We start from the raw sequence: 24,249 nt of genomic DNA on the forward strand, positions 1-24,249 counted from the left end.
TTCCGTGCCGGTTAGAGCATGGCCATGGAACAGCCCGCCTCCACCTTCGCACCCAAGTCGTCCGGCACCATTTCGCGCTCGCTCTTCGTCTTCGCGCTGCTGTACGGCGGGCTGGTGGTGCTGGCGGGAGTGCTGGGGACCAAGCTCGCATCGCTGGGGCGCTGGCCGCTGCTGGGTGATCTCGCGGTGGAATCGGGTATCTTCGCCTTCCTGCTGCTGGTCGTGCTGTCGAGCACGATCGCCGAACTGCACGGGAAGGACACCGCCAACCGGCTGGTGCGCTTCGGCTTCATTCCGCTCATCGTCTCGATGCTGCTGCTCACTTTCGTCATCCGCGCGGTGCCGCCCGCGCCGTTCTGGACCGATCAGGAGGCCTTCGCCCGCCTGCTGGGCCAGGGCGCCCGCATGCAGTTCGCGGGGCTGGTTTCCTACGGCGTGTCGCAGACGCTGAACGTCTACCTGTTTTCCAGGCTGTCCGCCGGAAAAGGCCGCCTGCTGCTGGTGCGCGCCTGGATCGCCAGCCTGCTTTCCCAGATCGTCGACACCGTGCTGTTCATCACGATTTCGTTCGCCGGACAGGACCTGCCGATCCTTTCGATCATGGAAGGCCAGATCATTTCCAAGCTGGTGCTCTCGACGATCATGGTGCCGCCGTTCATCTGGTTCTTCGTGAAACTCGGCCGGCGGCTGGACGCCCCTTCCTAAAGCCCCGCGAACAGCGCCCGCATGCGCTGCCAGGCCTTGTCCGCCGCGCCGGGATCGTAGGCGGGGGAATCGGGCACGCACCAGCCGTGGTCGGCGGGATAGACCTCGATCTCGGCAGGGCGCCGGGCGGCGTCGGCGGCCTTGCGCAGTTCGGTCTTCTGCTCGGGCTGGCGGGCATCGTCGTTGCGGGCGATGGCGAAGAGGAAACTCGCCCGGGTCTTGCCGAGCAGGCGGTGCGGGCTGTCGGGCGCGTCGGTGACCATGCCGGCGCCGTGCAGCGAGACGGCCGCGCCCACCCGCGCGGGGACCGCCGCCGCGGTGCGCACCGTGAACGGCCCGCCCATGCAGTATCCGCTGCTGCCGATCCGGCGCCCCTTGTCCACCTCATCCCGCTCGTCCAGGAACGTGACGAAAGCCTTGGCATCGCGGGTGATCGCATCGGGCGTGAGCATCTCGCGCATCGGCGCGATCTTCGCCTGTCCCTCTGGCGTGCGATATTCCGAGAAGCTCTCCATGATCGGCGCCGGGGCCGATCGATAGTACTGGTTGACCACCAGGACCGCATGGCCTTCGGCGGCGAGCGAGCGGGCGATGACCTTGAACGCCTCGCGCAAGCCGGCGATGTCCGGCCATACGATCAGGCCGGGATGCGCGCCCTTGGCGGGGTGGACGAAGAAAGCGTCGCACACGCCGTCCGCCATCGTGATCGAGACCATCCGCTCGCTCACCGCGCTGCCGCCGTCCGCCTTGACCACGCCGGAACAGCCGACCAGCGCGGCACCCGCGCCCAGCACGGCGAACCGGCGGCGGTCGAAAGTCGCCGAGGAAAGACCGGCCCGCGCGGGAACGGCCCCTTCCGCATCGGCGGTGAATTCGTCACACATATGCCCGTCTCCGAATCTCGACACGCCCTGGCCAAACCACCATAGGGAAGCGAGCCTATGGTTCACAGCCCATGTCCGCAAGATGAGCCGTACCGATGAACGATCCCGACGATATCGCCTGCTGGCAGCGCCTCGGCCCGCAGCTTACCACCTCGGGCCGGCTGGAACCGGCGGACCCGGCGCGGCTGGCAAAGCTCGGCGTGAGCCGGGTCATCAACCTCGCGCTCACGGATTCGCCGGGAGCGCTGGCGAACGAGCCGGAACTGATGGCGGCGGCCGGGCTTGCCTATGTCCACATCCCGGTGCCTTTCGACGCACCGGACCAAAGCCACTTCGCCGCCTTTACGCGGGCCATGGATGACGCCGGAAACGAGACGGTCCACGTTCACTGCATCATGAACTGGCGGGTCTCGGCCTTCCTCTGCCGCTGGCACCGCTCACGCGGCATGACCGATGTAGAGGCGCGCGCGCTGATGCGGCGCCAGTGGGACCCAGCAGCCAGCACGCACAAGGACGCGGCGGCCTGGGTGCGCTTTCTCGACGCCGGCTGACGCCGGCAGGCCTCCGCGCGGGAAATCAGGCGGGAATGAGGGCCGCGTGCGGCGGAGCAAACTCCACGCGATTGCGGCCCAGCCGCTTGGCGCAATAGAGCGCGCTGTCGGCATCCTGCACCAGCCCTTCCCAGTTGCCGTCCCGGCCCTCGAACAGGCTCATGCCGATGCTCACCGTGCAGTTCAGGTGGCCGCCGCCCGGCAGCGGAAATTTCAGGCTTTCAACGGCGCGCCGCAAGCGCTCCGCCAGGTTCACCGCGTCTTCCACGGCAATGCCGGGCAGCAACACCATGAACTCCTCCCCCCCGACCCGCGCCACCACCTCGTCCTCGCGCAGGCGCGATGCAAGCTCCGACGCGATGCCCACCAGCACTTTGTCGCCCATCGCATGGCCGAAGCCGTCGTTCACGGCCTTGAAGTGATCGACGTCGATCATCAGCAGGCAGACCGACCGGCCATCGCGCGATGCGTCCGCCAGCGCGCGCGGCGCCTGCTCCCAGATGGCGCGCCGATTGGCGACACCGGTCAACGCATCTTCGTGGGCCTGCCTCACCAGTTCGTAGTCGAGCCGCCGCGTGAGCATCCACAGATAGCTCGGCGTTACCACGAAGGTCAGCAGGATGCGGGCCGTCAGCGCCATCGGCGTGGTCGGATCCCAATCGATCTCCGCGTATCCGGCGAACTGCCACCAGGCCACGCGCACGAACAGCATCAGTACCCACAGGAAGTGGAATATCGCCGAAAGCGTCGACGCGGGGCGGAGTTGCGGTCCAGCGTTGTGCAGCAGCTGCCAGCCAGCCCCGAAGGTCACGATCGCCCGCCCGGTCGCGCCCAGCAGCACGATGTCGCTCATGTTGACGCCTTCGTGCATGAACAGGATGACCTCGACCGCCATCAACGCGACGCTGGGGACGATCAGCCAAAGCGCGTGCAGCGGCCGCTCGAGGAACCGGACCACCGCGACATAAGCAAGGATCGCGCCCACGTCGATCAACAGGTTCGCGCCAAGCACGTCGAAATAGTGCGACAAACCAATGGGATATGACAGCAGCATCGCGAAACCGGCGGCAAAGCACAAGTTGCTCCTCGCCCACCAGCGTATCCCGGCGGCCCGCCAGTTTTCCGAACGGACGACGTACATGACCAGTGCCGACACCCCGCACAGCAGGGCATTGACCGCGATCAAGGTGTTGCCATTGAGGACATTCGCAATTGAAAGCACTGTACGATCACCCGACGGCGCTGCCACGACGACCCGATACGATGTATTTCTAACCCAAAGATGTTAAGAGACTCATCCAGTCTTCCCGTGCCCGCCGCGTAACGCGGCATCAGCGCGAAATAAGCGACAAGTGCTTCGCGCCAAACTGCGTGATGGGAACTCTTGTTCCCCTTTCCTTCGTCAATTGCCGCGCCGCCTTCACCGCCTCGCAACGATCAAGGGGGGAGATGAGTCTCGCGCCAAGGGACTTGGCATCAAGCCGAACCGTTGTCAGTCCGCCGCGACAATGCGGTTGCGGCCCTGCTCCTTGGCCGCGTAGAGCGCGATATCGGCGGCCTTGAGCGCATCGCGCGTGGAAGGATATGCAAAGACGTCCGCGACGCCGCCGGAAAAGGTGATGGTCCCGATCGGCTCGTCGGTTCGCCGGTTTACGAAATTGCGCCCGGCAAAGCTTTCACGCACCGCATCCAGCCGATGCACCGCCTCTTCCTTGCGCAGCCCCCGAAACAGCATGACGAATTCCTCGCCGCCGTGGCGGGCGACATGGCAATTGTCGTCGCTGATCCGGGACAGCGCGCCCGCGATCGCCTGAATCACCCGGTCGCCGGTGTCGTGCCCATGGGCATCGTTGATGCGCTTGAAATTGTCGATATCGCAAAAGGCCAGGCTGAGTACGTCCAGATCCCGCTGCGCCTCCCGGTAATGGCGTTCGAGCAGCCCTTCGAAGGCGCGCCGATTGGGCAGGCCGGTAAGGTGATCGTGATCGGCGTCCCGCCGCGCCTTGGCCAGGCTGCCGCGCAGCGCCGCAGCCTCGCTCTCGCTGCGGCGCATTTCCTGCTCGAGGTACTGCGTGCGTTCCAGCATCGCCATGGCCAGCACGGTCAGGTTGCGGATTTCCTCCCGCTCCGGGTGTTCGCCGGCCTGCTCGACCTGAGCCTGCATCTCACTGTTGTACTGGGCAGCAGTGGCACGCGCGTCGCGGCTGGTGGCCGCGAAGCTCTCCAGCGAACGCTCCAGTTTGTCGGCGATACGCTCTACAGAGTCCTCGTTGCCGCGGCATTGCTCGTCAAGCCAGACCTGCGTCATCGGCAGGCCCGACGCGCGGCGGTCTACGACTTTCCTGGCAAGCGCGACATTGGTGCCGGTACATATGCCCAGCGCCATCGTCAGGTTGGCCTCGGAAATATCGAGCCCGTGAACGATGATGAAGGTCCCGATGTCGTCGATCAACTGCCGGCGTGCAAGGTCGCGCGCGGAAGACGCCTCGACCATGTCGGACGAATTGCCATTTCTCCGGTCGTCCGCCGCGGAATGACCGGACTTCCCGCCGGTAAAAAATCGAATCAAGCTCAACGAACTGCCCCCCGACCTTTCGTTCAAAGCTGATACGTTCGGCAATCGCCAAGTTCAACCATTCACCTGATGACTTCGCATAAAAGCGGCATCCAATTATTTCCAGTAAAGAGCGGCAACCTTTGGCGCATGAGCGCATACTTCACTTGATGCGGCATATTCGCACCCACATGCGGATTTCGGACGAGGAAATCGATCCGGCGCGGTTTCACCACACGTCACTGCGGCGCGAGCATCAGCTGCGGAATACCACCGTGCGCGAGCCGTTGAGCAGCACCCGGTCCTCCAGGTGGAGGCGCACCGCCTCGGCCAGTACGCGGCGCTCGATGTCGCGGCCCTTGCGCACCAGATCGTCGGGACTGTCGGCGTGGGTGATCGCCTCGACGTCCTGATGGATGATCGGCCCTTCGTCGAGGTCGGCGGTGACGTAGTGTGCGGTCGCACCGATCATCTTCACGCCGCGCGCATGGGCCTGGTGATAGGGCCTGGCGCCCTTGAAGCCGGGCAGGAACGAGTGGTGGATGTTGATGCAGCGCCCCGAGAGATACGACGCCATCTCGTCGGAAAGGATCTGCATGTAGCGCGCCAGCACCACCAGTTCGGCGCGCGTTTCCTCCACGATCGCCCGGATTCGCGCTTCCTGGCCAGCCCTGGTGTCCTTCGTTATCGGCAGGTGGTGGAAGGGGATATCGCCGATCATCGAGAGATTGAGCGCCTCGCGCGGGTGGTTGCAGACGATGCCGACCACGTCCATCGCGATCTCGCCGATACGCTGACGATAGAGCAGATCGACCAGGCAATGGTCGAACTTGCTGACCATCAGCAGCACGCGGCGCGGCCGGTCCCGGCGCAGCATCGACCAGGCCATGCCATATTCGTGGGCGATCGGGCCGAAGCCTTCACGAATCTCCTCGCGGTCGGCAGCCCCGGGATCGAAGGCGACACGCATGAAGAACTTGTCTTCGGCCAGGTCGTTGAACTGCTGCGCTTCGATGATGTTGCCGCCCATCAGCGCGAGATAGCCGGTCACGCGGGCGACGACCCCCGGGCGATCGGCGCAGGACAGTGCAAGAATCAGCGGTTCGGCCATGGTCCGTCCCCTGGCCGGCCCCTCAGGCCGCCACCGCGCCGCGCGTGGTGAGCGCCGCCTCGCTTTCGGCCATGAGCGCGGCGATGATCTCGCCGACCGGCTCTTCCTTCGTGACCATGCCGACCGATTGGCCGGCCATGACCGAGCCGCTCTCCACGTCGCCATCGATCACCGCGCGGCGCAGCGCGCCGGCCCAGAAATGCTCGATCTCGAGCTGCGCCTGGCCCATGTCGACAACGCCTTCGTCCAGCAGGCGGGCGACTTCGAGCTGCTTGGCGGTGAATTCCTCGGTGCCCTTGTTCCGCAGCGCGCGCACCGGAATCACCGGCAGGCGCGGGTCGACCTGGACCGAGGCCACGGCATCGCGGGCGGAAGCGCGGAAGAAGGCTTTCTTGAAATCGGGGTGGGCGATCGATTCGCTCGCGCAGGCGAAGCGCGTGCCCAGCTGCACGCCCGCCGCGCCCATCTCCAGGTAGCCCGCGATCAGTTCGCCCCGGCCGATCCCGCCGGCGACGAAGACCAGGTTGTCGGCGGCCAGGCTAGGCAGGATTTCCTGCGCGAGGACCGAAGTCGAAACCGGGCCGATATGGCCGCCGGCCTCCATGCCCTCGATCACCAGGGCGTCGGCGCCCGAGCGCAGCAGTTTCCGGCCCAGCGCCAGCGTGGGCGCGAAGCAGATGACCTTGGCGCCGCTCGCCTTGATCGCCTCGACACTGCCCTTGGGCGGAATGCCGCCGGCAAGGACGACGTGGCTGACGCCGTGCCTGGCGCAGACCTCGATCAGATCGAAGAGCAGCGGGTGCATGGTGATGAGGTTGACGCCGAAGGGCTTCGACGTAAGCGCCCTGGTGCCTGCGATTTCCGCGTCGAGCAGTTCGGGCGTCATCGCCCCGCAGGCGATCACGCCGAAACCACCGGCATTGCTGATCGCCGACACGAGATTGCGTTCGGATACCCACGACATCGCGCCGCACAGAATCGCGTATTCACTGCCGAAAAATTCGCATCCCCGCGCCATCAGCGCCGAAGTCTTGGTATAGGCGGCCATCGATGCTCCTCAGCCCGCTTGGGAAACAGGGCATGGGCCATAAGCGGACGTGCCCCGCCATACAAGCGGCGGGAACGCGTGGTGGACGCTGATTTCACGCATTCGAGCGCCGCGCCGCGCCGGCGACGGCAAACGTCGCAAGTGTGATCGTCCATGCCGATCATGTTAACAAGTTTATCCACTTTTACCGATTACGTCCGATCGACTACTTTCGCCTCATCGATCGGCGCGAGGCCGGAAGAATCGAATTGAAACTTGCGCGAGGAGAGCAATCATGAATGCCGAAACCAAGTGCCCGATGGGTCACGGAGCCAGCCGGGGCGCGATCACGCGCAGCCTGGCGAACCAGATGTGGTGGCCCAACCGGCTCGATCTCTCGGTTCTCAAGCTCAATTCGCCGACCGTCGATCCGACCGGCGGGCGCTTCGACTATGCCGAGGCCTTCAAGGCGCTCGATCTCGATGCGGTGAAGGCGGACATCTTCGCCTTGATGACCGATTCACAGGACTGGTGGCCGGCGGACTTCGGCCATTACGGCCCGCTGTTCATCCGCATGGCCTGGCACAGCGCCGGCACTTATCGCATCAGCGACGGGCGCGGCGGCGCGGGTGACGGCGCGCAGCGCTTCGCTCCGCTCAACTCCTGGCCGGACAATGGCAATCTGGACAAGGCCCGGCTGCTGCTGTGGCCGGTCAAGCAGAAGTACGGCCGCGCGATCTCCTGGGCCGACCTGATGATCCTGGCGGGCAATTGCGCGCTCGAATCGATGGGCCTGAAGACCGCCGGCTTCGGCGGCGGCCGCGTCGACGTTTGGGAACCGCAGGACGATATCTACTGGGGGCCGGAAGGCACCTGGCTGGCCGACGAGCGCTACAGCGGGGACCGTGATCTGGAGGATCCGTTGGCGGCGGTGCAGATGGGCCTGATCTACGTCAATCCGGAAGGCCCCAATGGCAATCCCGATCCGGTGGCGGCGGCGCGCGACATCCGCGAGACTTTTGCGCGCATGGCGATGAACGACTACGAGACGGTCGCGCTGATCGCCGGGGGGCACACGTTCGGCAAGACGCACGGCGCCGGCGATGTCGCGCTGGTGGGCCCCGAACCCGAAGCCGCGCCGATCGAGGCGCAAGGCCAGGGCTGGCTCAGCAGCCACGCTTCGGGCAAGGGCGCCGACGCCATCACCAGCGGCCTCGAAGTGACCTGGACCACGACGCCGACCCGGTGGAGCAACGACTTCTTCGAGAACCTGTTCGGCTTCGAATGGGAACTGACCAAGAGCCCGGCGGGCGCCCACCAGTGGGTCGCCAGGGATGCGGCGGAGATCATCCCCGACGCCTACGATCCGGCGCGCAAGCACCGCCCGACGATGCTGACGACCGACCTCTCGCTGCGCTTCGACCCGGCCTACGAGAAGATCTCGCGCCATTTCCTGGAGAACCCGGACGAGTTCGCCGCCGCCTTCGCCGAGGCCTGGTTCAAGCTGACTCACCGCGACATGGGCCCGCACATCCGCTACCTTGGCAAGGAAGTGCCGGAAAGCCTGCGCATCTGGCAGGACCCGGTGCCGGCGGTCGATCACCCGCTGATCGACGTGGCGGACGTGGCGGCGCTCAAGGCCGAGATCCTGGCCTCCGGCCTGTCGGTCCCGCGCCTCGTCGCCACCGCCTGGGCCTCGGCCTCGACCTTTCGCGGCTCGGACATGCGCGGCGGCGCCAATGGCGCGCGCATCCGCCTTGCGCCGCAGAAGGACTGGGCCGTCAATGAACCCCAGGAGCTGGCCAAGGCGCTCTCGGTGCTGGAAGACATCCAAAGCACGTTCAACGCAGCGCAGCGCGGCGGGAAGAAAGTCAGCCTTGCCGACCTTATCGTATTGGGCGGCACGGCGGCGGTCGAGAAGGCCGCGAAGGACGGCGGGCACGCGGTGACCGTGCCCTTCGCTCCCGGCCGCACCGACGCGACCGACGAACAGACCGACGCGGCTTCCTTTGCCGTGCTGGAACCCAAGGTCGATGCCTTCCGCAACTATGCGCGCGGGCCGCAAGGACGCTCTCCCGAGGATCTGATGATCGACCGGGCGCAGCTGCTGGGCCTGACCGCCCCCGAACTGACCGTGCTGGTCGGCGGCCTGCGCGTGCTCGGCGCCAATCACGGCGGCTCCGACCTGGGCGTCTTCACCGATCGCGTCGGCGTGCTTTCCAACGACTTCTTCGTCAACCTGCTCAACGCGAGCACGACGATGAAGTGGGAGCAAGGCGAAGGCGACGTCTACCTGGCGAAGGACCGGACAACCGGCGAGACGAAACTGCGCGGCACCCGCGTGGACCTGATCTTCGGTTCGAACTCGCAGCTGCGCGCGCTGGCAGAAGCCTATGCCACCGACGATGCCGCAGGCGCCTTCGTCGAAGCCTTCGTCGCGGCCTGGACCAAGGTCATGGACGCCGACCGCTTCGACCTGGCCTGAAAGACCCGGTTCCCCGCCGCGCGCCCTCCCTCACGGCGCGGCGGGCCCTGCCCCCGCCTCCGGCAACTGACCCGGAGGCGGGGGGTTTCGTTTCACTTGGGAACAACACGCATTGATCTCGCGGCGCGGCGGTGCGAGCCTTGGCCGCGATGGACGTAACGCAGCTCTATGCATCGAAGCTGATGACCGCCGATGCGGCGGCACGGCTGGTTTCCTCCGGCAGCGATATCGCGATGGGCATGGCGGTGGCCGAGCCGCCCGCCCTGCTCGCCGCGCTCGGGCGCAGGGTAGAGGCGGGGGAACTGGCGAATTTGCGCCTGTGGTACTTCCATTCGATGGACCACGCGGCAAAGGCCCTGCTGCGCCGCGATCTGCTGGACCGGGTGCGGCCGCGCTGCATGTTCCTGAGCGGTGTGGAGCGGGCGCTGATGAAGGCGGACCCGGCGGCCTGCGACAAGCTCATCGATTTCGTGCCCACCGCCTTCAGCGCCTCGCCCCGATTGCTGCGCGAAGACGTGGCGCTGGATGCTTGCGTGACCATGGTCTCGCCCATGGGCAAGCACGGCTATTTCACTTTCGGCACCGCCAACGATTATACCTCCGTCGCCGCGCGTGCCGCCGGGAAGTTGATCGTGGAGGTCAACCCGCTGATGCCGCGCGTCTTCGGCGAATCTCCGCTGCACATCTCCGAAATCGACGCGATCGTGGAGAACACTTCGCCGCTGATCGCGGTCGGCGAGCACGAATGCGCGCCCGAGGACGAACGGATCGCCGAAACCATCGCCGCCATGATCGACGACGGGGCATGCCTGCAGATGGGCATCGGCAACCTGCCCGCCGAAGTCTGCCGCCGCCTGGCCGATCGCAAGGACCTGGGCATCCATACCGAGCTGCTCACGCCCGCCATGGCCGCACTGATGCAGTGCGGCGCCGTGACCAACCGGCGCAAGGCGACCTTCCCGGGCCGCAGCGTGTTCACCTTCGCGATGGGCGACGCACCGTTCTACGCATGGCTGGACGATAACCTGGCGGTCTATTCGCTCCCGGTCGACGAAGTGAACGACCCGCGCCACATCGCCAAGAACGACAATGTCGTCTCGGTCAACGCGACGCTGCAGATCGACCTGTCGGGCGCGTGCAATTCGGAGCACATGCTGGGACACCAGTATTCGGGTTCCGGCGGCCAGCTCGATTTCGTGCGCGGCGCCAATGCCTCGAAAGGCGGGATATCGATCATCGCCTGCCGCTCGACCGCGAAACACGGCACGGTCAGCCGCATCGTTCCCTGTCTCGAGGGCCCGGTGACGACGCCGCGCAACGACGTGCACTGGATCGTCACCGAATTCGGCGCCGCCAACTTGCGCGGCAAGACACTGAAGGAACGCGCCGAGGCGATGATCGGCCTGGCCCACCCCCGATTCCGGGACGAACTGGCGCGGCAACTGTAGGGAAGCGCGCATCGCGCCGGCGAAAGCGCAAAGGTTCGTTTCCGGCACTAGCGGAAATTCCATAAAGTCCATCTTCACGGAAACCTAAGCACGGGGTGCTAGGGCCTTCCAGCGACTGTTTCCGCTTCTTTCGGGAAGCCTAAAAAAAGGGCCGACATGTCCCGATTTCGTCAGCTTTTCCGTAACGCGTCTCCTGGCGAAACTGGATCGGCTTCATGCAGCATCATGCTCATCGAGGATTCGGCCGCGATGGCGCTGATGCTCAAGTCCCGGATCGAAGCCGAGACGCGTGTTCGCGTGGACTGGTACAAGACTTATGCCGAGGCGAAGCAGGCCCTGGACACGACGCTGCCTACGCTCGCGCTGACCGGCATGAACCTGCCCGATGCACCCGACGGCGAGATCGTCGACCTGTTGCAGGAAGCGGACGTACCGACCATCCTCTTCACCGCGATGCTGAATCGCAAGGTCCGCGAACGCGCCGGCGCGACGAACGTGATCGACTACTTCATCAAGGACGCGACCGACACGGTCGACCAGATCATCCGCACGATCCAGCGCGTGACGGACGGCGATGTCTCGTCGATCCTGATCGTCGACGACACCGCCAGCGCCCGCAAGTCCCTCGCCGAGATTCTCGACCGGCAGAACTACCGGATCCACGAAGCATCCAGCGGCCGCGAAGCGCTCCAGATCCTGGAAACGGCCGGGGATATCCGCCTCGTCATCACCGATTACCACATGGCGGACATGAACGGGCAGCAGCTGACTCAGGAAATCCGTGCGAAATACCCGCCCGAGCAAATTCGCATCATCGGCATTTCGGCCAGTTCCGACCCCTTCCTGTCCGCCGCCCTGCTCAAGGCGGGAGCATCCGATTTCGTCTACAGTCCGTTCGTCGCGGAAGAAGTGCGGTGCCGCATCGGCGGCAACATCGAAACGCTGAACCAGATCAAGCGCCTCCAGTACCTGGCGGAACGCGATTTCCTGACCGGCCTCTACAATCGCCGCGCCTTCTTCGAACGGGCCCATGCCCAGATCGCCGCGTTGCGCGCCAAGGGACGCACCGCGTCGCTCGCCATTCTCGATATCGACCACTTCAAGAAAGTGAACGACACATATGGCCATGACGCCGGGGACGCGGTGATCCGGGCGGTGGCGAAAGTCACGCAGAACGAACTGCCGGAAACGGAATGCCTGGCCGGCCGCCTGGGCGGGGAAGAATTCGTCATGCTGCTGGGCGGGATGACCAACGATGAAGCCATCGACGTGTGCGAGGACGTGCGCGAAGCGATCGCTGATGCCGCCGTGATGCACGACAAGACGCTGCTGAAAGTGACGGCCTCCGTCGGGGTCGCGGTCATGCAGTTCGACGAATCGCTGGACAACAATCTCAATGCGGCCGACCAGATGCTCTACATGGCGAAGGACCAGGGCCGGAACCGCGTCTGCGCCGACGCGGTGTTCTATCGCACCACCTGATCCGAAGCCGATCGATACCCCATAATATCGACTGTCCGTTGGAATGCCGCCGCGTCTGGGGGGCGGATCCCGCTCTATCTGTTATTTGTTTTTCGCATTTTGCGGCGATACTTCCGGCCAGCGAAACAGGCGCCGCGCGGTGCGGCCGAGAATCCACGCCTTCTCATCCGGGGAAAATTCCGGATCGAACAGCAGATAGTTGAGCAATTCCGCCCAAGTGTACCGGCGCATCACGGTCTTGTCGCTGGCCCACATCAACCGGTCGGCGCCGAAAGCATCGATTGCGCGGCGCAGGTGCGGCCGCACTGCCTCGAACGGAAAGGCCCCGGCCCGCAGCAGCATCGGCGCATGGCTGATCTTTACCGCCAGGTTCGGAAATTCGGCGAGCCGCAGCACTTCATCGAAATAGGTGACGTCCATCGAGCGGGCCTGCTCGGCCTCCGCCCGTCCCGGCGGGTGATTGGGCATGCCCATCCCGATATGATCGAGCACGAACTGCAGGCGGGGAAACTTGCGCAGGTATTGCGGAAGATGTTCGACGTGGCCAGGAACGAACAGGCAGATCGGCAGCCCAATATCCTGCGCGATGCCGAAAACCTCGTCATAGCCGCCGCTGGCCAGCACCTGCGCTTCTTCCATCGACCAGGTCGCCAGCATCCGGAATCCCCGCGCGCCGGGCTCGGCCGCGATCAGGCGCATGACGCCTTCCAGGTCGGGATCGCGCCGATCGATCCGCACGACGTAGCCGAAGCGATCAGGGTACAGGATGCTGGCGCGCAGGGCGACGGGATAGACCGCGCGCCACGCGCCGTTGGGCAGCGAAAAGCCGGGCTTGATTCCGCCCTGCGGCCCCCTGCCCGGTTCGTCGATCCAGAATTCCTCGATCAGGACCGAGCGGATGCCCAGCGAATCCATCGCCTCCAGCGTCGGCTCGACGGGCCCGGGGCCGAGGTGGAGTTGAACATCGACGATATCCATGTTCGCCCAACTCCCCTTCGGCAGGCGCGATCAGTGCGACGTGGAGATGACCCCGCCGTCGACCGGCAGGTGCACGCCGGTAATGTAGCGCCCGTCGGGCCCGGCAAGGAACAATGCCGCGCGGGCGATATCCCAGGCGTCACCCTCGATACCCAGGCACGTCTTCTTGCCCAGGTTGAGCGACTCCTTGGTATGGCCGCCTTTGGCGATGGTGGCATCGCGCATGGGGGTATCGATTATGCCAGGGGCGACGCAGTTGATGCGGATACCCTGGCGGCCGAAGGAATCGGCGATGTCGATCATCAAGCCGTTCATCCCCGCCTTGGCGCTCGCATAGGCCGGGCACCCCTTGCCGCCCTGGCCGCGCAGCGAGGCGATCGAGGTGATGTTGATGATCGATCCGCCGCCGCGCTCGATCATGCTGGGGATTGCCGCCTTGCACAGCAGGAAGGGCGCCGTGAGGTTGACGGCGATGCATTTCTCAAGCTGCTCGGTCGTCGTTTCGAGCAGGCCATAGGGGCTGGTCAGCGCCGCGTTGTTGACCAGGATATCCACCCCGCCAAATGCGGCGACGCAATCGGCCATGACTTTCTCGATCGACGGGATATCGGAAAGATCGGCCTGGACGATGGCGGCTTCGCCGCCTTCGCTCTCGATCATCTCCAGCGTGTCGCGTGCGCGATCCTCGAACAGGTCGACCAGCACCACCTTCGCGCCTTCGCGCGCGAAAGTGATCGCCATGGCCTTGCCCGTGCCCACGCCCGGACCGCTCGATCCGGCACCGGTGACGACGGCGATCTTGCCTGCGAGTTTGCCTGCCTTGCTCATATTCTCTCCCATGCGATGCGGGCACCACCCCTGGGGCTGCTTTCCGCGTTTTCCTGCCGCCCGTTCTGGATGGAAACGGCCTAGTTGTTGAGCTCCTGATCGAAGTCGACGTGGATCTCGTCACCTTCGATCTTGATCGGATATGCGGGGATCCGGCAGGTCGGCGGACTGATACCCTTGCCGGTCGAAGCATCGATGATCCACCCATGCGCCGCGCAAGTGATGGTCGCGCCGTCGAACTGCCCTTCGACCAGCGGGTAATCCTCGTGCGGACAGACCCCATCGAATGCGCGCAGCTCCCCGAGCCGATCACGCAGCACCAGAACCTCGACACCGACATCCATCAGATAGAATGCATTGAAGCCACGCGGCCCCAACTCGTCGACACCGCATACCTTCACGAATGCCATTAATATACCTCATCCCCGGGTCGACGACTGCCAAACCACCGCTGGCGGCAAACTGCCACCGAACTGACAGTTTCGTCAATCTCCGCGCACAGGCAAAGTTCAGGAGATTTTGACAGGTTGCATTGCCAACCTCTGTCGGCCGCAAGGCGGTTATCCGGCTGCGTGGCCGGCCACGATCTTGCCGTAGATTGCCTCGAGAAGCGCGAATTTCTCCCGTATGAGGTCCGCGATCGGGGAATTCCTGGTGCCGTCGCGAAGCTCCTCGACCGCCTGCCGGTAGAGCATCAGGCCCACCAATGCCATGAGCGTGCATTCATCGTCGGGCTCGGCTAGTCCTTGCCGGGCGGCCAGCGCTTCGGCAACGCGGCGGGCGTTCTCGGCATGATGCATGTCGGACAGGCCGCGCAGGGTCACGGATGACTTGACGATCCGCTCGTAGCGGACAAGCGCGTCGCGACTGACGCCGGTCGCCAGCTTGACAAGCGTCTCGCACATCGCGTCCATCGGCGTAAGATCGGCCTGCTGCCGCTTGACCAGGTCGGAAACGGTTTCCGACCAGGACCGCTGACCACGGAACAGGACCTCGTCCTTGGAATCGAAATAGCGAAAGAACGTGCGGGTCGAGACGCCGGCTTTCGCCGCGATCTGATCCGTGGTCGTCATGTCGTAGCCGTTTGCCAGGAACAGCTCGAAGGCGGCGTTGCGCAGTATCTTTGTCGTCCTGAGCTTGTGTGCGCTCCGTCTCGACAAACTCTCTCCCAAGGATTTAGTAGCCGCCAAACTTGCCCCCGGGGTCTGGACCAGGTGAAATGCATGCAAGGAGGGCTGCAGGTCCTGCCACCCATTCTTCCCCACATTGGTTTCCTTCAACCTTGGCCCAGACAAGTCAACCGGCAATCCCGACGTCGACACTGCTCGTCACGCCGAATCCTCCCGGGGCAGCCCGTCAGGCGAGCATGCAACTCCACCCGCCATCGAGCGGAATCAGCACGCCATTGATGTAGGCGGCCCGGTCGGACACCAGGAAAGCCGCCAGTTCGCCGGCCTCCTCAGGCAGTCCCGCCCGGCCGAGCGGGTTGCCCGTGGCACGTTCCGGGTGGGCCTTGGCCGCGGCGATGCCCATGCCTTCGGTCAGAATCACGCCGGGACAGATCGCGTTCGAACGGATCTTGTACTTGCCCGCCTCGACCGCGAATTGCCGCGTCATCATCACCACCCCGGCCTTGGAAATGGCATAGGCGCCGCTGTTGGGGCTGGGGATCAGACCGGCCAGCGAGGACCAGTTGACGATCGCCCCACCGCCGGTTTCCTTCATCGCGCGAACCGCGTGCTTGGCACCGAAGAACATGCCCTTCAGGTTGACGTCGAGCATGCGCTGGAGGTCGCCGGCCTCCAGGGTTTCAATCGGGCCGCCCGCGCCGATCCCCGCAACGTTGAGCATGGCGTCGAGCCGGCCGAACTTCTCGACCGCAAGGTCGATCACCGCGCTGACTTGCGCTTCGTCAGAGATGTCGCAGCCCGCCGCGACGGCCTGCCCACCCAGTTCGGCGACGGTCTGTTCCTGCGCGCCGCTGATGTCGCAGGCCACGACCAGCGCGCCTTCGCGCGCCAGCACCGTTGCCGTGGCCTTGCCCATGCCCGAACCGGCGCCTGTAACGACCGCCACCTTGCCTTCCAGAAATCCCATGCGATCTTCTCCGTCAGGCCGTCACGCCGCTGTTTCGGCGACAGGCTGGGGCCGCGTATAGCGACCGATCATCTGCAACGCGCCGCCATCGACAGGCACTTCGAGGCCGGTGATGAAGTTGGATTCGTTCGACGAAAGGAACAGGACCGCGTTGGCCACGTCCTCGGCGCTGCCCATCCGATGCATTGGCACGTTGTTGCTGCCCGTGCGCTCGAGTTCCTCCCGGCTCGGCACCCAGCCGTGGCGGGTCAGGCCTTCAATCGAGTGCGGCGTCAGCACCCAGGCCGGCAGGACCGTGTTGCAGCGGATGTTGTCCCCGGCGAAAGTTCCCGCGAAGAAATGGGTGAGCGCGTTCACCCCGGCCTTCGAGATCGCATAAGCGAACATGCGGCCGCCGAGCGTCTTTGAGCCGATGGTCGAGATATTGGTGATCGCGCCGCCGCCGCTCTTGCGCATGAACGGCACCACGGTGCGCGAGGTGAGCCACTGCGAGCGCAAGTTGATGTCCATCATTAGCTGCCAGCCGTCGATATCCAGCGAGAGAGGATCGGCATCGACATGGTTGATCGCGACGTTGTTCACCAGGGTGTCGATACCGCCCATGGCGGCGGCCGATTCCTCGATGAGGCGAACGCAGTCATCGGCGTTGCCGACATCGGCGGTGATGACATGCGCGGTGCCGCCCGCCTGGCGGATGATCTCGGCGGTAGCCTCCGCGCGTGCCATGTCGCGATCGACGCAGCACACTTCGGCGCCTTCGCGCGCGAGGAAAGTCGCAATGGCGCGGCCGTTGCCCAGGAGATCGCTCTCCGGCTGCCCGGCGCCGACGACGACCGCCTGGCGGCCCTCCATCCGGCCGCTCACAGCGAAGGGCCCTTGAAAGCGTCGCACCGTATCGGATCGAGTTGATTTTCCAGCATTGGCATCCTTCCTCCTGAACTGTTGGCACGGCGGGGGCCGCACCGAATTGGGTCATACCCTCGCCGAGGGTGATTCTCGATTCATGCCGTTCCCGGGCCCGTGCAGGGATCGGTCCCATGACCGATACGCGCGATGAAACGGCCGTCATTGGCGGGAACATGGAATTCGGCCGTATTGAACGTACAGACCCGGCCCACGTCCGCTCCGACGCGCCACCGCGCGGTCACGCGCATTTCGGCGAAGACGTACCAGTCCTCGGCGATGCGGTCGAGCGGCTGGACCGACAGGACTTCGAAGGTCTCGAAGAAAGCGCGATAGTAGGCCCTGTGCGCCTCGATACCCTCCAGCATGGCGAGCGTGCCGGTCGGGTTCACATAGTCGCGGACCGCCGATGCGACGCCGGGGTTGAGCGTTTCGGCGATCGCTTCGGCGTCGTTGCCGCACAAGGCTTCGACGTAGCGGACATGCAGCTGAAACACCTGCTCCCGCTCGGCCGTGCCCGGCGGGCCGGAAACGAGTGCCCGCAACGGGTCCGCATCGACCGGCGGGGGCAGCACCCCGTCGCGCGCGCCCAGCATTTCACGCGGTTTACGCGCCCAGACCAGTTCGCCGGTAATGCCCGAATCCTGTCCGGTCGGAAACAGCGCCAGCGTCTGCGAAGCGCCATACCGGCCATTGTGGCGAAGCCGGGTGCGCGAGATGCTGTCCTGGAAGGTGTACCATTCGCCCCGCACCTCGGTCAGCGCCGAGACGCTCAGCAGTTCCGACATGCCGCGGATCATCTGATAGGCATCGCGAATCTGCTCGCGCGTGGTCAGGACCGGGAGCCTTACGCTCCCGTCGGGCCGAACCTCCGGCAGGATGGTGTAGGCATATGGCCCTTCCGGGCTGAGTGTTTCCATCAGCTCGGGAATCAGGCCGGCGATCTCGCCCTCGATGTGAATCCGCGTCTGTTCGCTGGCGTTGAACGATGCCTCCGCCACCTGCTCCAGCAGTTCGTCGCCGATCGCTATCAGTGGCATGAACCCGTCCCTTGCTCCCGACGCGCAAACGTCAGGCTGGTGTCGCGCCGATCGCGAATGCCATGAGCCGGCACCCTTGCGGACCGGGGCGCAGGCCGTGCGACGTGCCCGCCATGACGACGCAGTCTCCGGCCTGGACCGGATGCGCGCCATCGCCCAGCATCATGTCCCCACCGCCTTCCAAGAGGAAAATCAGGTCGATCGCATTGCGATAGTGCAGCTCCGTGGCTGCGGTCTCCTTCTCTCCGGGCCCGTAGGGCTCGTGATGGATCACATACCAGCTGACATGGCCCGGCGCGAGGCTGTCGGCGATCTTCTTGCCTTCACCCGGAGCAGAGGCCTGCGGCGGGCTTTCGCTCGTGCCGAACAGGCGCGCGATCGTCGTTCCCGGGACACCGGGAATGACGCTGAAATCAAGACTGTCCCGCTGCTCCGAAACGCACGAACGACCTTCGGCATCGACGCCGAGAACCAGAAGCCTCATCGCTTCACATCGCCCGTTCGTAAGTCGGAAGATCGGCGATTTGCTTGAGGAAGGCGTCGAGCACCTTGTTCGGGGCGTGGATCTTGCGCAGCGTGCGCGCCGGCCCGCCACCCTCGACGTAGGGCCGTCCGTGCTGCGCGAACATGTTGTCCCAAATCACCAGGTCGCCCGTGCGCCACTGGTGAGCCATGATGTTCTCGGGCCGGTACATGTGCTGGAACAACTGATCGAGCAGCGCGTCGCTCTCGGCCTTGGGCAGGCCGACGATCTCGCGCGTCTGCTGCTCGCAGATGTAGAGCATGGTCTCACCCGTGCGCGGGTGGGGCGTGGCGATAGGCTTCACCGTATCGCGCAGCTTTCCCCACTGCGGCTGGATCAGTTCGCCCTCGTATTCGGTGTCGCCCCGCCCCTGCTGACCGCTCTCGTGCCGGGCGCTGAGCCCTTTCAGGCGCTCCTTCATATCTTCGGGAAGCGTCTTCCATGCATGGACGGTATTGACGAAAATCGTCGGCGTCGCCGGCTGCTGCGCTTCCACCGCATAAAGCGAAGGCGTCTGGAACGCGATGTCCGACCACATCATGTCGGCATGGAAAAGCAGGCGGCCATAAGGCGCGCCGCCTTTCTCCTCCTTGTTGGAAACATAGGAGAAGCGTTCCGCATCGATGCCCTCGGGCGCCGACGTATCACCGCCGGCGTGGAGGATTTCGACGATCTCGTGCTGCCGCGCTACCGACAGGTCGATATTGCGAAATGCCAGCATGCCGCGTTCGTCGAACGTCTTGCTGAGCAGATCCCAGGTGTCCTGGTCGATTTCGGCATTCGGGTCGAAGCCGATGATTTCCGCGCCAACGGTCGGGCTCAGCTCACGGATTTCAAGCTGTTGCATAACTATGCTCTCCTCCCCCTGCGTCATTGGCAGAGGCATCGTTTGATCTCTGGGCGCTCGCCCTGGTCAGGCGGGCACCATAGCCCGGTTGCGGACGATCGCTTCGCCGACGGTGTGGGAGAAGCTGACCTTCGGCAGCTCGTCCGGCGTCACCGCAGTCGCCACTTCCTCCACCGTGGGGCCTACCCGGTCGGCGATCTTCTGCAGCTTTTCGAGATCGAAGCCGTAGAGCTTCGCCGCATTGAGCGAGGTCATCCGCCGCACTTCTTCTTCGGGCAGATCGTGGAAGAGCAGGCGCAAGGCGAGCTGGTTGTAGGGGAAGCTACCCTCGTGATGGGGATAGTCGGCGCCCCACATGATCCGATCGACGCCCAGTTCGTGGCGAACGTCCAGATCCTTCCGGACGAGCAGCGAAGGCGCGATATGCATGTTGGCATGCCAGTATTCCGACGGCAGCTTGTCCATCGTCTCGACCGCGCGGTGATAGAGCGGATAGGCGATCTCGCCCTTGGTCCGGCCCAGCCGCACCGACCAGTCGAGACGCTGCAGCTCCTGCGGGATCCAGGTGCAACCCACCTCGGTCATGACGAACTGGAGTTTCGGGAAGCGCTGGAAAACGCTGCCGAACATCAGGTGCGAGAGCGTGCGATAGAAGAACGAATACGTCTCATAGGCGCCAACGGCGATCGCGGCCGGGCCGGTTTCCTCGGTCTCGGGCGGGCCCACCGCGATCGAGTGGCGGTGGACCGGCATCTCCAATTCCTCGCAGACCGCCCAGAACGGATCGAGCCGGCGCTCGTAGAGACTGTGGAGGTGCAGCGCATGGTCCGAAGGGATCAGCACACCCGCCAGGCCCTGCTTCTTGGCCCAGCGCACTTCGGCGATGGCATCATCGAGATTGTTGAGGAACACCTGGACGAGGCCGGCGCGGCGACCCGGCGCCTTGGCGCAGAAATCCACCATCCAGCGGTTGTGCGCCTGCACGCCAGCCCATTGGCGGCGGTAGTCCTCCGCGCTGGTCGGCGCCGGCGCGGTCACCGCGCCCGAGGTGTAGAAGGGCGGCACGGTGTTGGGGAAGATGACCTCCGCGACGATGCCCTGCCCTTCGAGGATCTCGATCCGCTGCTCGCTTTCCCAGTTATAGGGAGAGGATGCCGAGGACACGCCGATGCGCAGTCCTTCATCGTCGGTATCGGCCAGTTCCTTGTCGAAATCGGCCCAGGGATCGTGGAATTCCTTGGCCCAGACTTCGAACTCCTCATGGAATTCCTTGGCCAGATAGGGTTTGTAGTCGCGGATGCTCGCGCCGGCATGACCGTCCGACGAGATCAGAAGATAACGACTCGACCCTGAACTTTCCGTTCCCATAACCTCTCCTCTATCGCGTTTCGCGCGATCTCCGCCTCCCGCAACCGAAGCTAATCGCGCGATGCTCCAGCCCCGGCTCCGAGTCCCGGGCAATGTCCGCATTCCAGTTTATAGTAATCGCTATGCATCGTGTGTCAAGCAATACGGATGGGCTCGCGCACCGTCACGGCGCTTGATGCCCTGGCCGATACCACGCTTGATAACCGGACCTCAGGTGACTTTCATTCCACGTTTTTGCGCTTCTGCGCGAATCGTTGCGGCCACGCCCTGGATCAGCAACCGGCGCTGAACCGCAGCCGCGTGGACGCCCGTCCTGCCCATCGGTTTGTTCAACGCGCCTTCGGGGAGCTTCGCGATGCGCCGCGTAAACGCGCTAGAGATCAGGAACCCCCGGAGAGCCAGGAACACGTAATAGACCAGATCCGGATCCGCGGCGACATCGCCGATCGCCTTGGCGACCAGGGGCTGGGCAAGCCGATCGAACGTGCCGCCGTTCTCGCGGTCGATCACGCGCTCGGCAAGCGCCGACATGCGCGGGTTCGCGGAAAGTTCGAGCAGTATCTGCATCTGGACGAGGTAGACATCCCCCTCATAGGTTTCGGCGAGAACGTCGAGGATATTCTCAAGCCGCTCTTCCAGCGTCCCGCCATCGACCCTGGCGGCGCCGACCGACGCCTCCATCTTGCCGGCAACGTAGTTGACGACATCCAGCATCAGCTGGTCGCGCGAGCCGAACAGGTGCTGGATAGTTCCCCAGGTCACGCCCGCGCGGCGGGCGATCTCGTTCGAGCTGGCCTTGTAGTATCCGATCTCGATCACGGTCTGAAGAACGACATCAAGAACCTTGCGCCGGGTATCCTCGGCGCTGTTCCGCCGCCGCACCGGCGGTTTAATCATGTTCAAGGCAGCGCCCCTTTGTTCCATTGCCATAGAAAGTCCGCGCATTCCCATTCGTAAATCGGGCCCATTCGTAAATCGGGCTACCCTAAGGACCGAACCGCGCATCGCACAAGCACAGAGTTTGCCGGCAGCTTCCGTCCATCGCGCCATCGCACGCTTATGCTTGACAGATAAACCATAGCGAGTACTATGCCAAACATAGTGATCGCAATGGCGATTCATGCCGGGCCGTGGGTGCGAAGGCGCCAGCGGCGAGAACGCAACTGACAGAATCATAACGGTGGAGGAACAGGCCATGGCAGAGTTGGTAGTCCGCGAACTGACCCCGACATTTGGCGCCGAGATCACGGGACTCGCTCCCAGCATCCCGCTCGACGACGAAACGCTGCGGCGGCTCAGGGAATTGTTCGACGAGAAGAGCCTGCTGGTCTTCCGCGATTTCCACATCGACCGGGCGTTCCAGTACTATCTTTCCTACGCCCTCATCGGCAAGGAGCCGCCGGCACAGGACCCGACGAACAATCCCAAGCGCGAATCGCTCATTTCCAACAAGGAAAAAGGCGCCATCGCACCGTTCGGCCGGCTGCTGTGGCACAGCGACATGATGTGGTGCGAAGACGCCTGCGAACTGCTTTCGCTCTACGGCCTCGACGTGGGGCAGCCGGCGCCGCCGACGCTGTTCGTCAGCGCCGCGCAGGCCTGGAAGACGCTGCCGGCGGATCTGCGCGCGCGGGTCGAGGGTCGCATCGCCGAGCATGTCCACGACATCAGCTACGAACGGTCCGGCGGCGATACCGATGTGCTGACCGCGAAGTTCGACGATGACGATTGCACGCGCCTGCCGGTCGCCCGTCGCCATCCGAGGACGGGCCAGACGCTGCTCTACGTCTGCCAGCAGATGACCAGCGCCATCGCGGACATGCCCAAGGCGGAAAGCGACGAATTGCTGGAGGCATTGTTCCAGCATCTCTACGATCCCCAGAACGTGTTCGAACACGCCTGGCGCAAGAACGATCTGGTGATCTGGGACAATCTGGCACTCCAGCATGCCCGCCCGAACGTGCAGGTTGAAGGGCCGTCCCGCACCTTGCGCAAGACTTTCGCGCCGATGCCGGATTCGCTCAAGACGAGGCTGCCGCAGTTCGCCAACGCCGGCGCGGTGTGAACCGATCCCGGCCGCTCCCTACCCGGTAGCGGCCGGTTCGAAATCGGGATAGCGGCTAAGCAGGGCGATGAGCAGCGCGGCGATCGCCACCGAGGGCAGCGTCGCCCAGATCGCCAGCGAATAGGACTTGGTCACGTCGTAGACATAGCTCGCGAGCACCGGGCCGACTCCGGCGGAAATCGCCGGTGCGATGCTGACGGTGCCGAACAGTGTGCCGAAACTCTTCGGCCCGAAATGGCGACTGACGAGGTAGACGATCCCGGAGTATTTGACTCCGCTCATCACGCTGCCGAACATGACCACGGCAAAGATCAGCGGGATGTTCCCCGGCTGCGTGATGTAGATCACCGGCACCGCCAGCGTGCACAGGGTCGCGCCGCAGACCAGCCACTTCGCGCGCATCCTGTCGAGCGCCCATCCGCCCATGAAGCGCCCCGCGATGCCGGACAGGCCTTGCGTTCCGGCGATGGCGGCGGCCTGCGCGGCGGACAGGTTGAACGATATCAGGATCGGAATGGTGTTCGCGGCCATCGCCACCCAGGCCACCGAACTAATCATCATGCTGCCGACGATGATGTAGAAATTCGGGGAGCAAAACCCTTCGCGTACCGTCATGCCAGGCAGGTCCACGGGGCCGCCGCCGGCCGACGCTTTTTCATGCGGGCGCTCCTCCGCGCCGTGCCAGGCGAACAGTGTCAGCGGCACGGTGATCGCGGCGAAGATCGCGCCGACCACGAAATAGGCAGCGCGCCAGCCATGGTGTTCCAGCACGTAGTTCGCAATGATCGGCAGCATCGTGCCGCTGATTCCCGTCCCGGCCAGGGTAATCGCGATCGCCAGCCCGCGGCTCTTGTCGAAACGGCCGGACACGGGCGTCAGCCAGACGGTCCCCGTCGCGGTCGCGGCCAGCGCGTAAAGCGTCCACAGGAACCACCAGTGCCAGATGTTGTCGGTGGTGGTTCCCAGCAGCATCAGAACGCTGCTCATCGTGACGGCGACGGCAATGCCGATACGGCGCGCGCCGATACGGTCTATCGCATAGCCGGCGGCGGTGGACAGCAGCAGTCCCAGAACGGAAACGATCAGCGATCCCGAGGAAATGCGCGCGCGGCTCCAGCCGAACTCGCGTTCGATCGGAACAATCATCACGCCCTGCATGATAATCATCGCCGCAGCCAGGGCCATGCCCATGCTGGCAGTCAGGACAATGGGCCAATGCGCGCGCAGTTCGCCGGCCGCCGAACTCTTGCCCTGGCTGTTCATCGACATGCCGCCTTCTGTTCTATTTCACTGGGAAGCGTGACGGCGATTACGCTTTCGCGATGGCCCCAATGTCAATGAGAGCCGATTTCG

Annotated in this window: 23 protein-coding genes; 6 read left to right on the top strand and 17 right to left on the bottom strand. The window is 64.6% G+C overall.

The features are described from left to right. Positions 1 to 24: 24 nt before the first annotated feature. Complete coding sequence (locus BM052_RS01785) at positions 25 to 705, top strand: queuosine precursor transporter (protein ID WP_091143029.1); 681 nt, start codon at positions 25 to 27, stop codon at positions 703 to 705. On the opposite strand, the gene BM052_RS01790 is transcribed toward BM052_RS01785, so the two are convergent. Continuing rightward, entirely contained in the window at positions 702 to 1,589 is an 888-nt protein-coding gene (locus BM052_RS01790) for a dienelactone hydrolase family protein (protein WP_091142494.1), read from the bottom strand. The two genes, BM052_RS01785 and BM052_RS01790, sit on opposite strands and share 4 nt — an antisense overlap. Positions 1,590 to 1,684: 95 nt before the next feature. Here BM052_RS01790 and BM052_RS01795 point away from each other — a divergent pair, with 95 nt between their 5' ends. Continuing rightward, positions 1,685 to 2,140: a protein tyrosine phosphatase family protein gene (locus BM052_RS01795; protein WP_091142496.1), complete on the top strand. Its 456-nt coding sequence runs from the start codon at positions 1,685 to 1,687 to the stop codon at positions 2,138 to 2,140. Positions 2,141 to 2,165: 25 nt separating this feature from the next. On the opposite strand, the gene BM052_RS01800 is transcribed toward BM052_RS01795, so the two are convergent. The 4 genes from BM052_RS01800 to BM052_RS01815 form a co-directional block, all read right to left on the bottom strand. Further along, positions 2,166 to 3,362 carry a GGDEF domain-containing protein gene (locus BM052_RS01800; protein ID WP_091142497.1) on the bottom strand — a complete coding sequence of 399 codons (1,197 nt, stop codon included), beginning with the start codon at positions 3,360 to 3,362 and terminating at the stop codon, positions 2,166 to 2,168. 270 nt (positions 3,363 to 3,632) lie between these two features. Continuing rightward, the gene (locus BM052_RS01805) at positions 3,633 to 4,634 is read right to left on the bottom strand and encodes a GGDEF domain-containing protein (protein WP_255405887.1); all 1,002 of its coding nucleotides are present in this window, start codon (positions 4,632 to 4,634) and stop codon (positions 3,633 to 3,635) included. Positions 4,635 to 4,950: 316 nt separating this feature from the next. Continuing rightward, the gene (purU, locus tag BM052_RS01810) at positions 4,951 to 5,805 is read right to left on the bottom strand and encodes a formyltetrahydrofolate deformylase (RefSeq protein WP_091142500.1); all 855 of its coding nucleotides are present in this window, start codon (positions 5,803 to 5,805) and stop codon (positions 4,951 to 4,953) included. 22 nt (positions 5,806 to 5,827) lie between these two features. Continuing rightward, a complete protein-coding gene (locus BM052_RS01815) occupies positions 5,828 to 6,853 on the bottom strand; it encodes an NAD(P)H-dependent flavin oxidoreductase (RefSeq protein ID WP_091142503.1) in 1,026 nt (341 codons plus the stop codon). Positions 6,854 to 7,127: 274 nt separating this feature from the next. Here BM052_RS01815 and katG point away from each other — a divergent pair, with 274 nt between their 5' ends. The 3 genes from katG to BM052_RS01830 all read left to right on the top strand — a co-directional run bounded on the left by katG (position 7,128) and on the right by BM052_RS01830 (position 12,247). After that, complete coding sequence (gene katG, locus BM052_RS01820; RefSeq protein ID WP_091142505.1) at positions 7,128 to 9,317, top strand: catalase/peroxidase HPI; 2,190 nt, start codon at positions 7,128 to 7,130, stop codon at positions 9,315 to 9,317. Positions 9,318 to 9,466: 149 nt separating this feature from the next. Continuing rightward, positions 9,467 to 10,765 (top strand): acetyl-CoA hydrolase/transferase family protein, encoded by a 1,299-nt coding sequence (locus BM052_RS01825; RefSeq protein ID WP_091142507.1) that lies wholly within the window; start codon positions 9,467 to 9,469, stop codon positions 10,763 to 10,765. A 156-nt stretch (positions 10,766 to 10,921) separates the two neighbouring features. Then, positions 10,922 to 12,247, top strand: coding sequence for a GGDEF domain-containing response regulator (locus tag BM052_RS01830; protein ID WP_091142510.1), 1,326 nt, complete (start codon positions 10,922 to 10,924; stop codon positions 12,245 to 12,247). Between the two features lie 81 nt (positions 12,248 to 12,328). Here the strand turns inward: BM052_RS01830 and BM052_RS01835 are convergent, their stop codons facing one another. The 11 genes from BM052_RS01835 to BM052_RS01880 all read right to left on the bottom strand — a co-directional run bounded on the left by BM052_RS01835 (position 12,329) and on the right by BM052_RS01880 (position 21,728). After that, on the bottom strand, positions 12,329 to 13,225 hold the full coding sequence (locus tag BM052_RS01835) for an amidohydrolase family protein (RefSeq protein ID WP_091142512.1): 897 nt from the start codon (positions 13,223 to 13,225) through the stop codon (positions 12,329 to 12,331). 30 nt (positions 13,226 to 13,255) lie between these two features. Next, positions 13,256 to 14,053 (bottom strand): SDR family NAD(P)-dependent oxidoreductase, encoded by a 798-nt coding sequence (locus BM052_RS01840; RefSeq protein WP_177198270.1) that lies wholly within the window; start codon positions 14,051 to 14,053, stop codon positions 13,256 to 13,258. Between the two features lie 80 nt (positions 14,054 to 14,133). Beyond that, positions 14,134 to 14,463 (bottom strand): Rieske 2Fe-2S domain-containing protein, encoded by a 330-nt coding sequence (locus BM052_RS01845; RefSeq protein ID WP_091142516.1) that lies wholly within the window; start codon positions 14,461 to 14,463, stop codon positions 14,134 to 14,136. A gap of 150 nt (positions 14,464 to 14,613) precedes the next feature. After that, on the bottom strand, positions 14,614 to 15,213 hold the full coding sequence (locus BM052_RS01850; protein WP_091142519.1) for a TetR family transcriptional regulator: 600 nt from the start codon (positions 15,211 to 15,213) through the stop codon (positions 14,614 to 14,616). A gap of 196 nt (positions 15,214 to 15,409) precedes the next feature. After that, on the bottom strand, positions 15,410 to 16,150 hold the full coding sequence (locus tag BM052_RS01855; protein ID WP_091142520.1) for an SDR family NAD(P)-dependent oxidoreductase: 741 nt from the start codon (positions 16,148 to 16,150) through the stop codon (positions 15,410 to 15,412). Positions 16,151 to 16,171: 21 nt separating this feature from the next. Continuing rightward, positions 16,172 to 17,014 carry an SDR family NAD(P)-dependent oxidoreductase gene (locus BM052_RS01860; protein ID WP_143084720.1) on the bottom strand — a complete coding sequence of 281 codons (843 nt, stop codon included), beginning with the start codon at positions 17,012 to 17,014 and terminating at the stop codon, positions 16,172 to 16,174. A gap of 137 nt (positions 17,015 to 17,151) precedes the next feature. After that, positions 17,152 to 18,093 carry a nuclear transport factor 2 family protein gene (locus BM052_RS01865; RefSeq protein WP_143084721.1) on the bottom strand — a complete coding sequence of 314 codons (942 nt, stop codon included), beginning with the start codon at positions 18,091 to 18,093 and terminating at the stop codon, positions 17,152 to 17,154. A gap of 31 nt (positions 18,094 to 18,124) precedes the next feature. Next, positions 18,125 to 18,577 carry a cupin domain-containing protein gene (locus BM052_RS19325; protein ID WP_143084722.1) on the bottom strand — a complete coding sequence of 151 codons (453 nt, stop codon included), beginning with the start codon at positions 18,575 to 18,577 and terminating at the stop codon, positions 18,125 to 18,127. Positions 18,578 to 18,581: 4 nt separating this feature from the next. Then, positions 18,582 to 19,463: a TauD/TfdA dioxygenase family protein gene (locus BM052_RS01870; protein ID WP_177198271.1), complete on the bottom strand. Its 882-nt coding sequence runs from the start codon at positions 19,461 to 19,463 to the stop codon at positions 18,582 to 18,584. 66 nt (positions 19,464 to 19,529) lie between these two features. Beyond that, positions 19,530 to 20,831, bottom strand: a complete 1,302-nt coding sequence (locus BM052_RS01875; RefSeq protein WP_177198272.1) for an amidohydrolase family protein — start codon at positions 20,829 to 20,831, stop codon at positions 19,530 to 19,532. A 210-nt stretch (positions 20,832 to 21,041) separates the two neighbouring features. Then, on the bottom strand, positions 21,042 to 21,728 hold the full coding sequence (locus BM052_RS01880; RefSeq protein ID WP_255405915.1) for a TetR/AcrR family transcriptional regulator: 687 nt from the start codon (positions 21,726 to 21,728) through the stop codon (positions 21,042 to 21,044). A 298-nt stretch (positions 21,729 to 22,026) separates the two neighbouring features. Here BM052_RS01880 and BM052_RS01885 point away from each other — a divergent pair, with 298 nt between their 5' ends. Then, positions 22,027 to 22,896 (top strand): TauD/TfdA dioxygenase family protein, encoded by an 870-nt coding sequence (locus tag BM052_RS01885; protein WP_177198274.1) that lies wholly within the window; start codon positions 22,027 to 22,029, stop codon positions 22,894 to 22,896. Positions 22,897 to 22,914: 18 nt separating this feature from the next. On the opposite strand, the gene BM052_RS01890 is transcribed toward BM052_RS01885, so the two are convergent. Continuing rightward, positions 22,915 to 24,165, bottom strand: a complete 1,251-nt coding sequence (locus BM052_RS01890; RefSeq protein ID WP_091142536.1) for an MFS transporter — start codon at positions 24,163 to 24,165, stop codon at positions 22,915 to 22,917. Positions 24,166 to 24,249: the final 84 nt, after the last annotated feature.

Source organism: Novosphingobium sp. CF614, assembly GCF_900113255.1.
Lineage (GTDB): Bacteria > Pseudomonadota > Alphaproteobacteria > Sphingomonadales > Sphingomonadaceae > Novosphingobium.

Excerpts from the sequence above, each read along its gene's own strand:
- BM052_RS01815 (WP_091142503.1), bottom strand. The coding sequence starts at position 6,853 with ATGGCCGCCTATACCAAGACTTCGGCGCTGATGGCGCGGGGATGCGAA.
- BM052_RS01805 (WP_255405887.1), bottom strand. The coding sequence starts at position 4,634 with ATGGTCGAGGCGTCTTCCGCGCGCGACCTTGCACGCCGGCAGTTGATC.
- BM052_RS01890 (WP_091142536.1), bottom strand. The coding sequence starts at position 24,165 with ATGTCGATGAACAGCCAGGGCAAGAGTTCGGCGGCCGGCGAACTGCGC.
- BM052_RS01840 (WP_177198270.1), bottom strand. The coding sequence starts at position 14,053 with ATGAGCAAGGCAGGCAAACTCGCAGGCAAGATCGCCGTCGTCACCGGT.
- BM052_RS01795 (WP_091142496.1), top strand. The coding sequence starts at position 1,685 with ATGAACGATCCCGACGATATCGCCTGCTGGCAGCGCCTCGGCCCGCAG.
- BM052_RS01845 (WP_091142516.1), bottom strand. The coding sequence starts at position 14,463 with ATGGCATTCGTGAAGGTATGCGGTGTCGACGAGTTGGGGCCGCGTGGC.
- BM052_RS01790 (WP_091142494.1), bottom strand. The coding sequence starts at position 1,589 with ATGTGTGACGAATTCACCGCCGATGCGGAAGGGGCCGTTCCCGCGCGG.
- BM052_RS01885 (WP_177198274.1), top strand. The coding sequence starts at position 22,027 with ATGGCAGAGTTGGTAGTCCGCGAACTGACCCCGACATTTGGCGCCGAG.
- BM052_RS01855 (WP_091142520.1), bottom strand. The coding sequence starts at position 16,150 with ATGGGATTTCTGGAAGGCAAGGTGGCGGTCGTTACAGGCGCCGGTTCG.
- BM052_RS01870 (WP_177198271.1), bottom strand. The coding sequence starts at position 19,463 with ATGCAACAGCTTGAAATCCGTGAGCTGAGCCCGACCGTTGGCGCGGAA.
- BM052_RS01875 (WP_177198272.1), bottom strand. The coding sequence starts at position 20,831 with ATGGGAACGGAAAGTTCAGGGTCGAGTCGTTATCTTCTGATCTCGTCG.
- BM052_RS19325 (WP_143084722.1), bottom strand. The coding sequence starts at position 18,577 with ATGAGGCTTCTGGTTCTCGGCGTCGATGCCGAAGGTCGTTCGTGCGTT.
- purU (WP_091142500.1), bottom strand. The coding sequence starts at position 5,805 with ATGGCCGAACCGCTGATTCTTGCACTGTCCTGCGCCGATCGCCCGGGG.
- BM052_RS01865 (WP_143084721.1), bottom strand. The coding sequence starts at position 18,093 with ATGCCACTGATAGCGATCGGCGACGAACTGCTGGAGCAGGTGGCGGAG.
- katG (WP_091142505.1), top strand. The coding sequence starts at position 7,128 with ATGAATGCCGAAACCAAGTGCCCGATGGGTCACGGAGCCAGCCGGGGC.
- BM052_RS01835 (WP_091142512.1), bottom strand. The coding sequence starts at position 13,225 with ATGGATATCGTCGATGTTCAACTCCACCTCGGCCCCGGGCCCGTCGAG.
- BM052_RS01830 (WP_091142510.1), top strand. The coding sequence starts at position 10,922 with ATGTCCCGATTTCGTCAGCTTTTCCGTAACGCGTCTCCTGGCGAAACT.
- BM052_RS01880 (WP_255405915.1), bottom strand. The coding sequence starts at position 21,728 with ATGATTAAACCGCCGGTGCGGCGGCGGAACAGCGCCGAGGATACCCGG.
- BM052_RS01825 (WP_091142507.1), top strand. The coding sequence starts at position 9,467 with ATGGACGTAACGCAGCTCTATGCATCGAAGCTGATGACCGCCGATGCG.
- BM052_RS01785 (WP_091143029.1), top strand. The coding sequence starts at position 25 with ATGGAACAGCCCGCCTCCACCTTCGCACCCAAGTCGTCCGGCACCATT.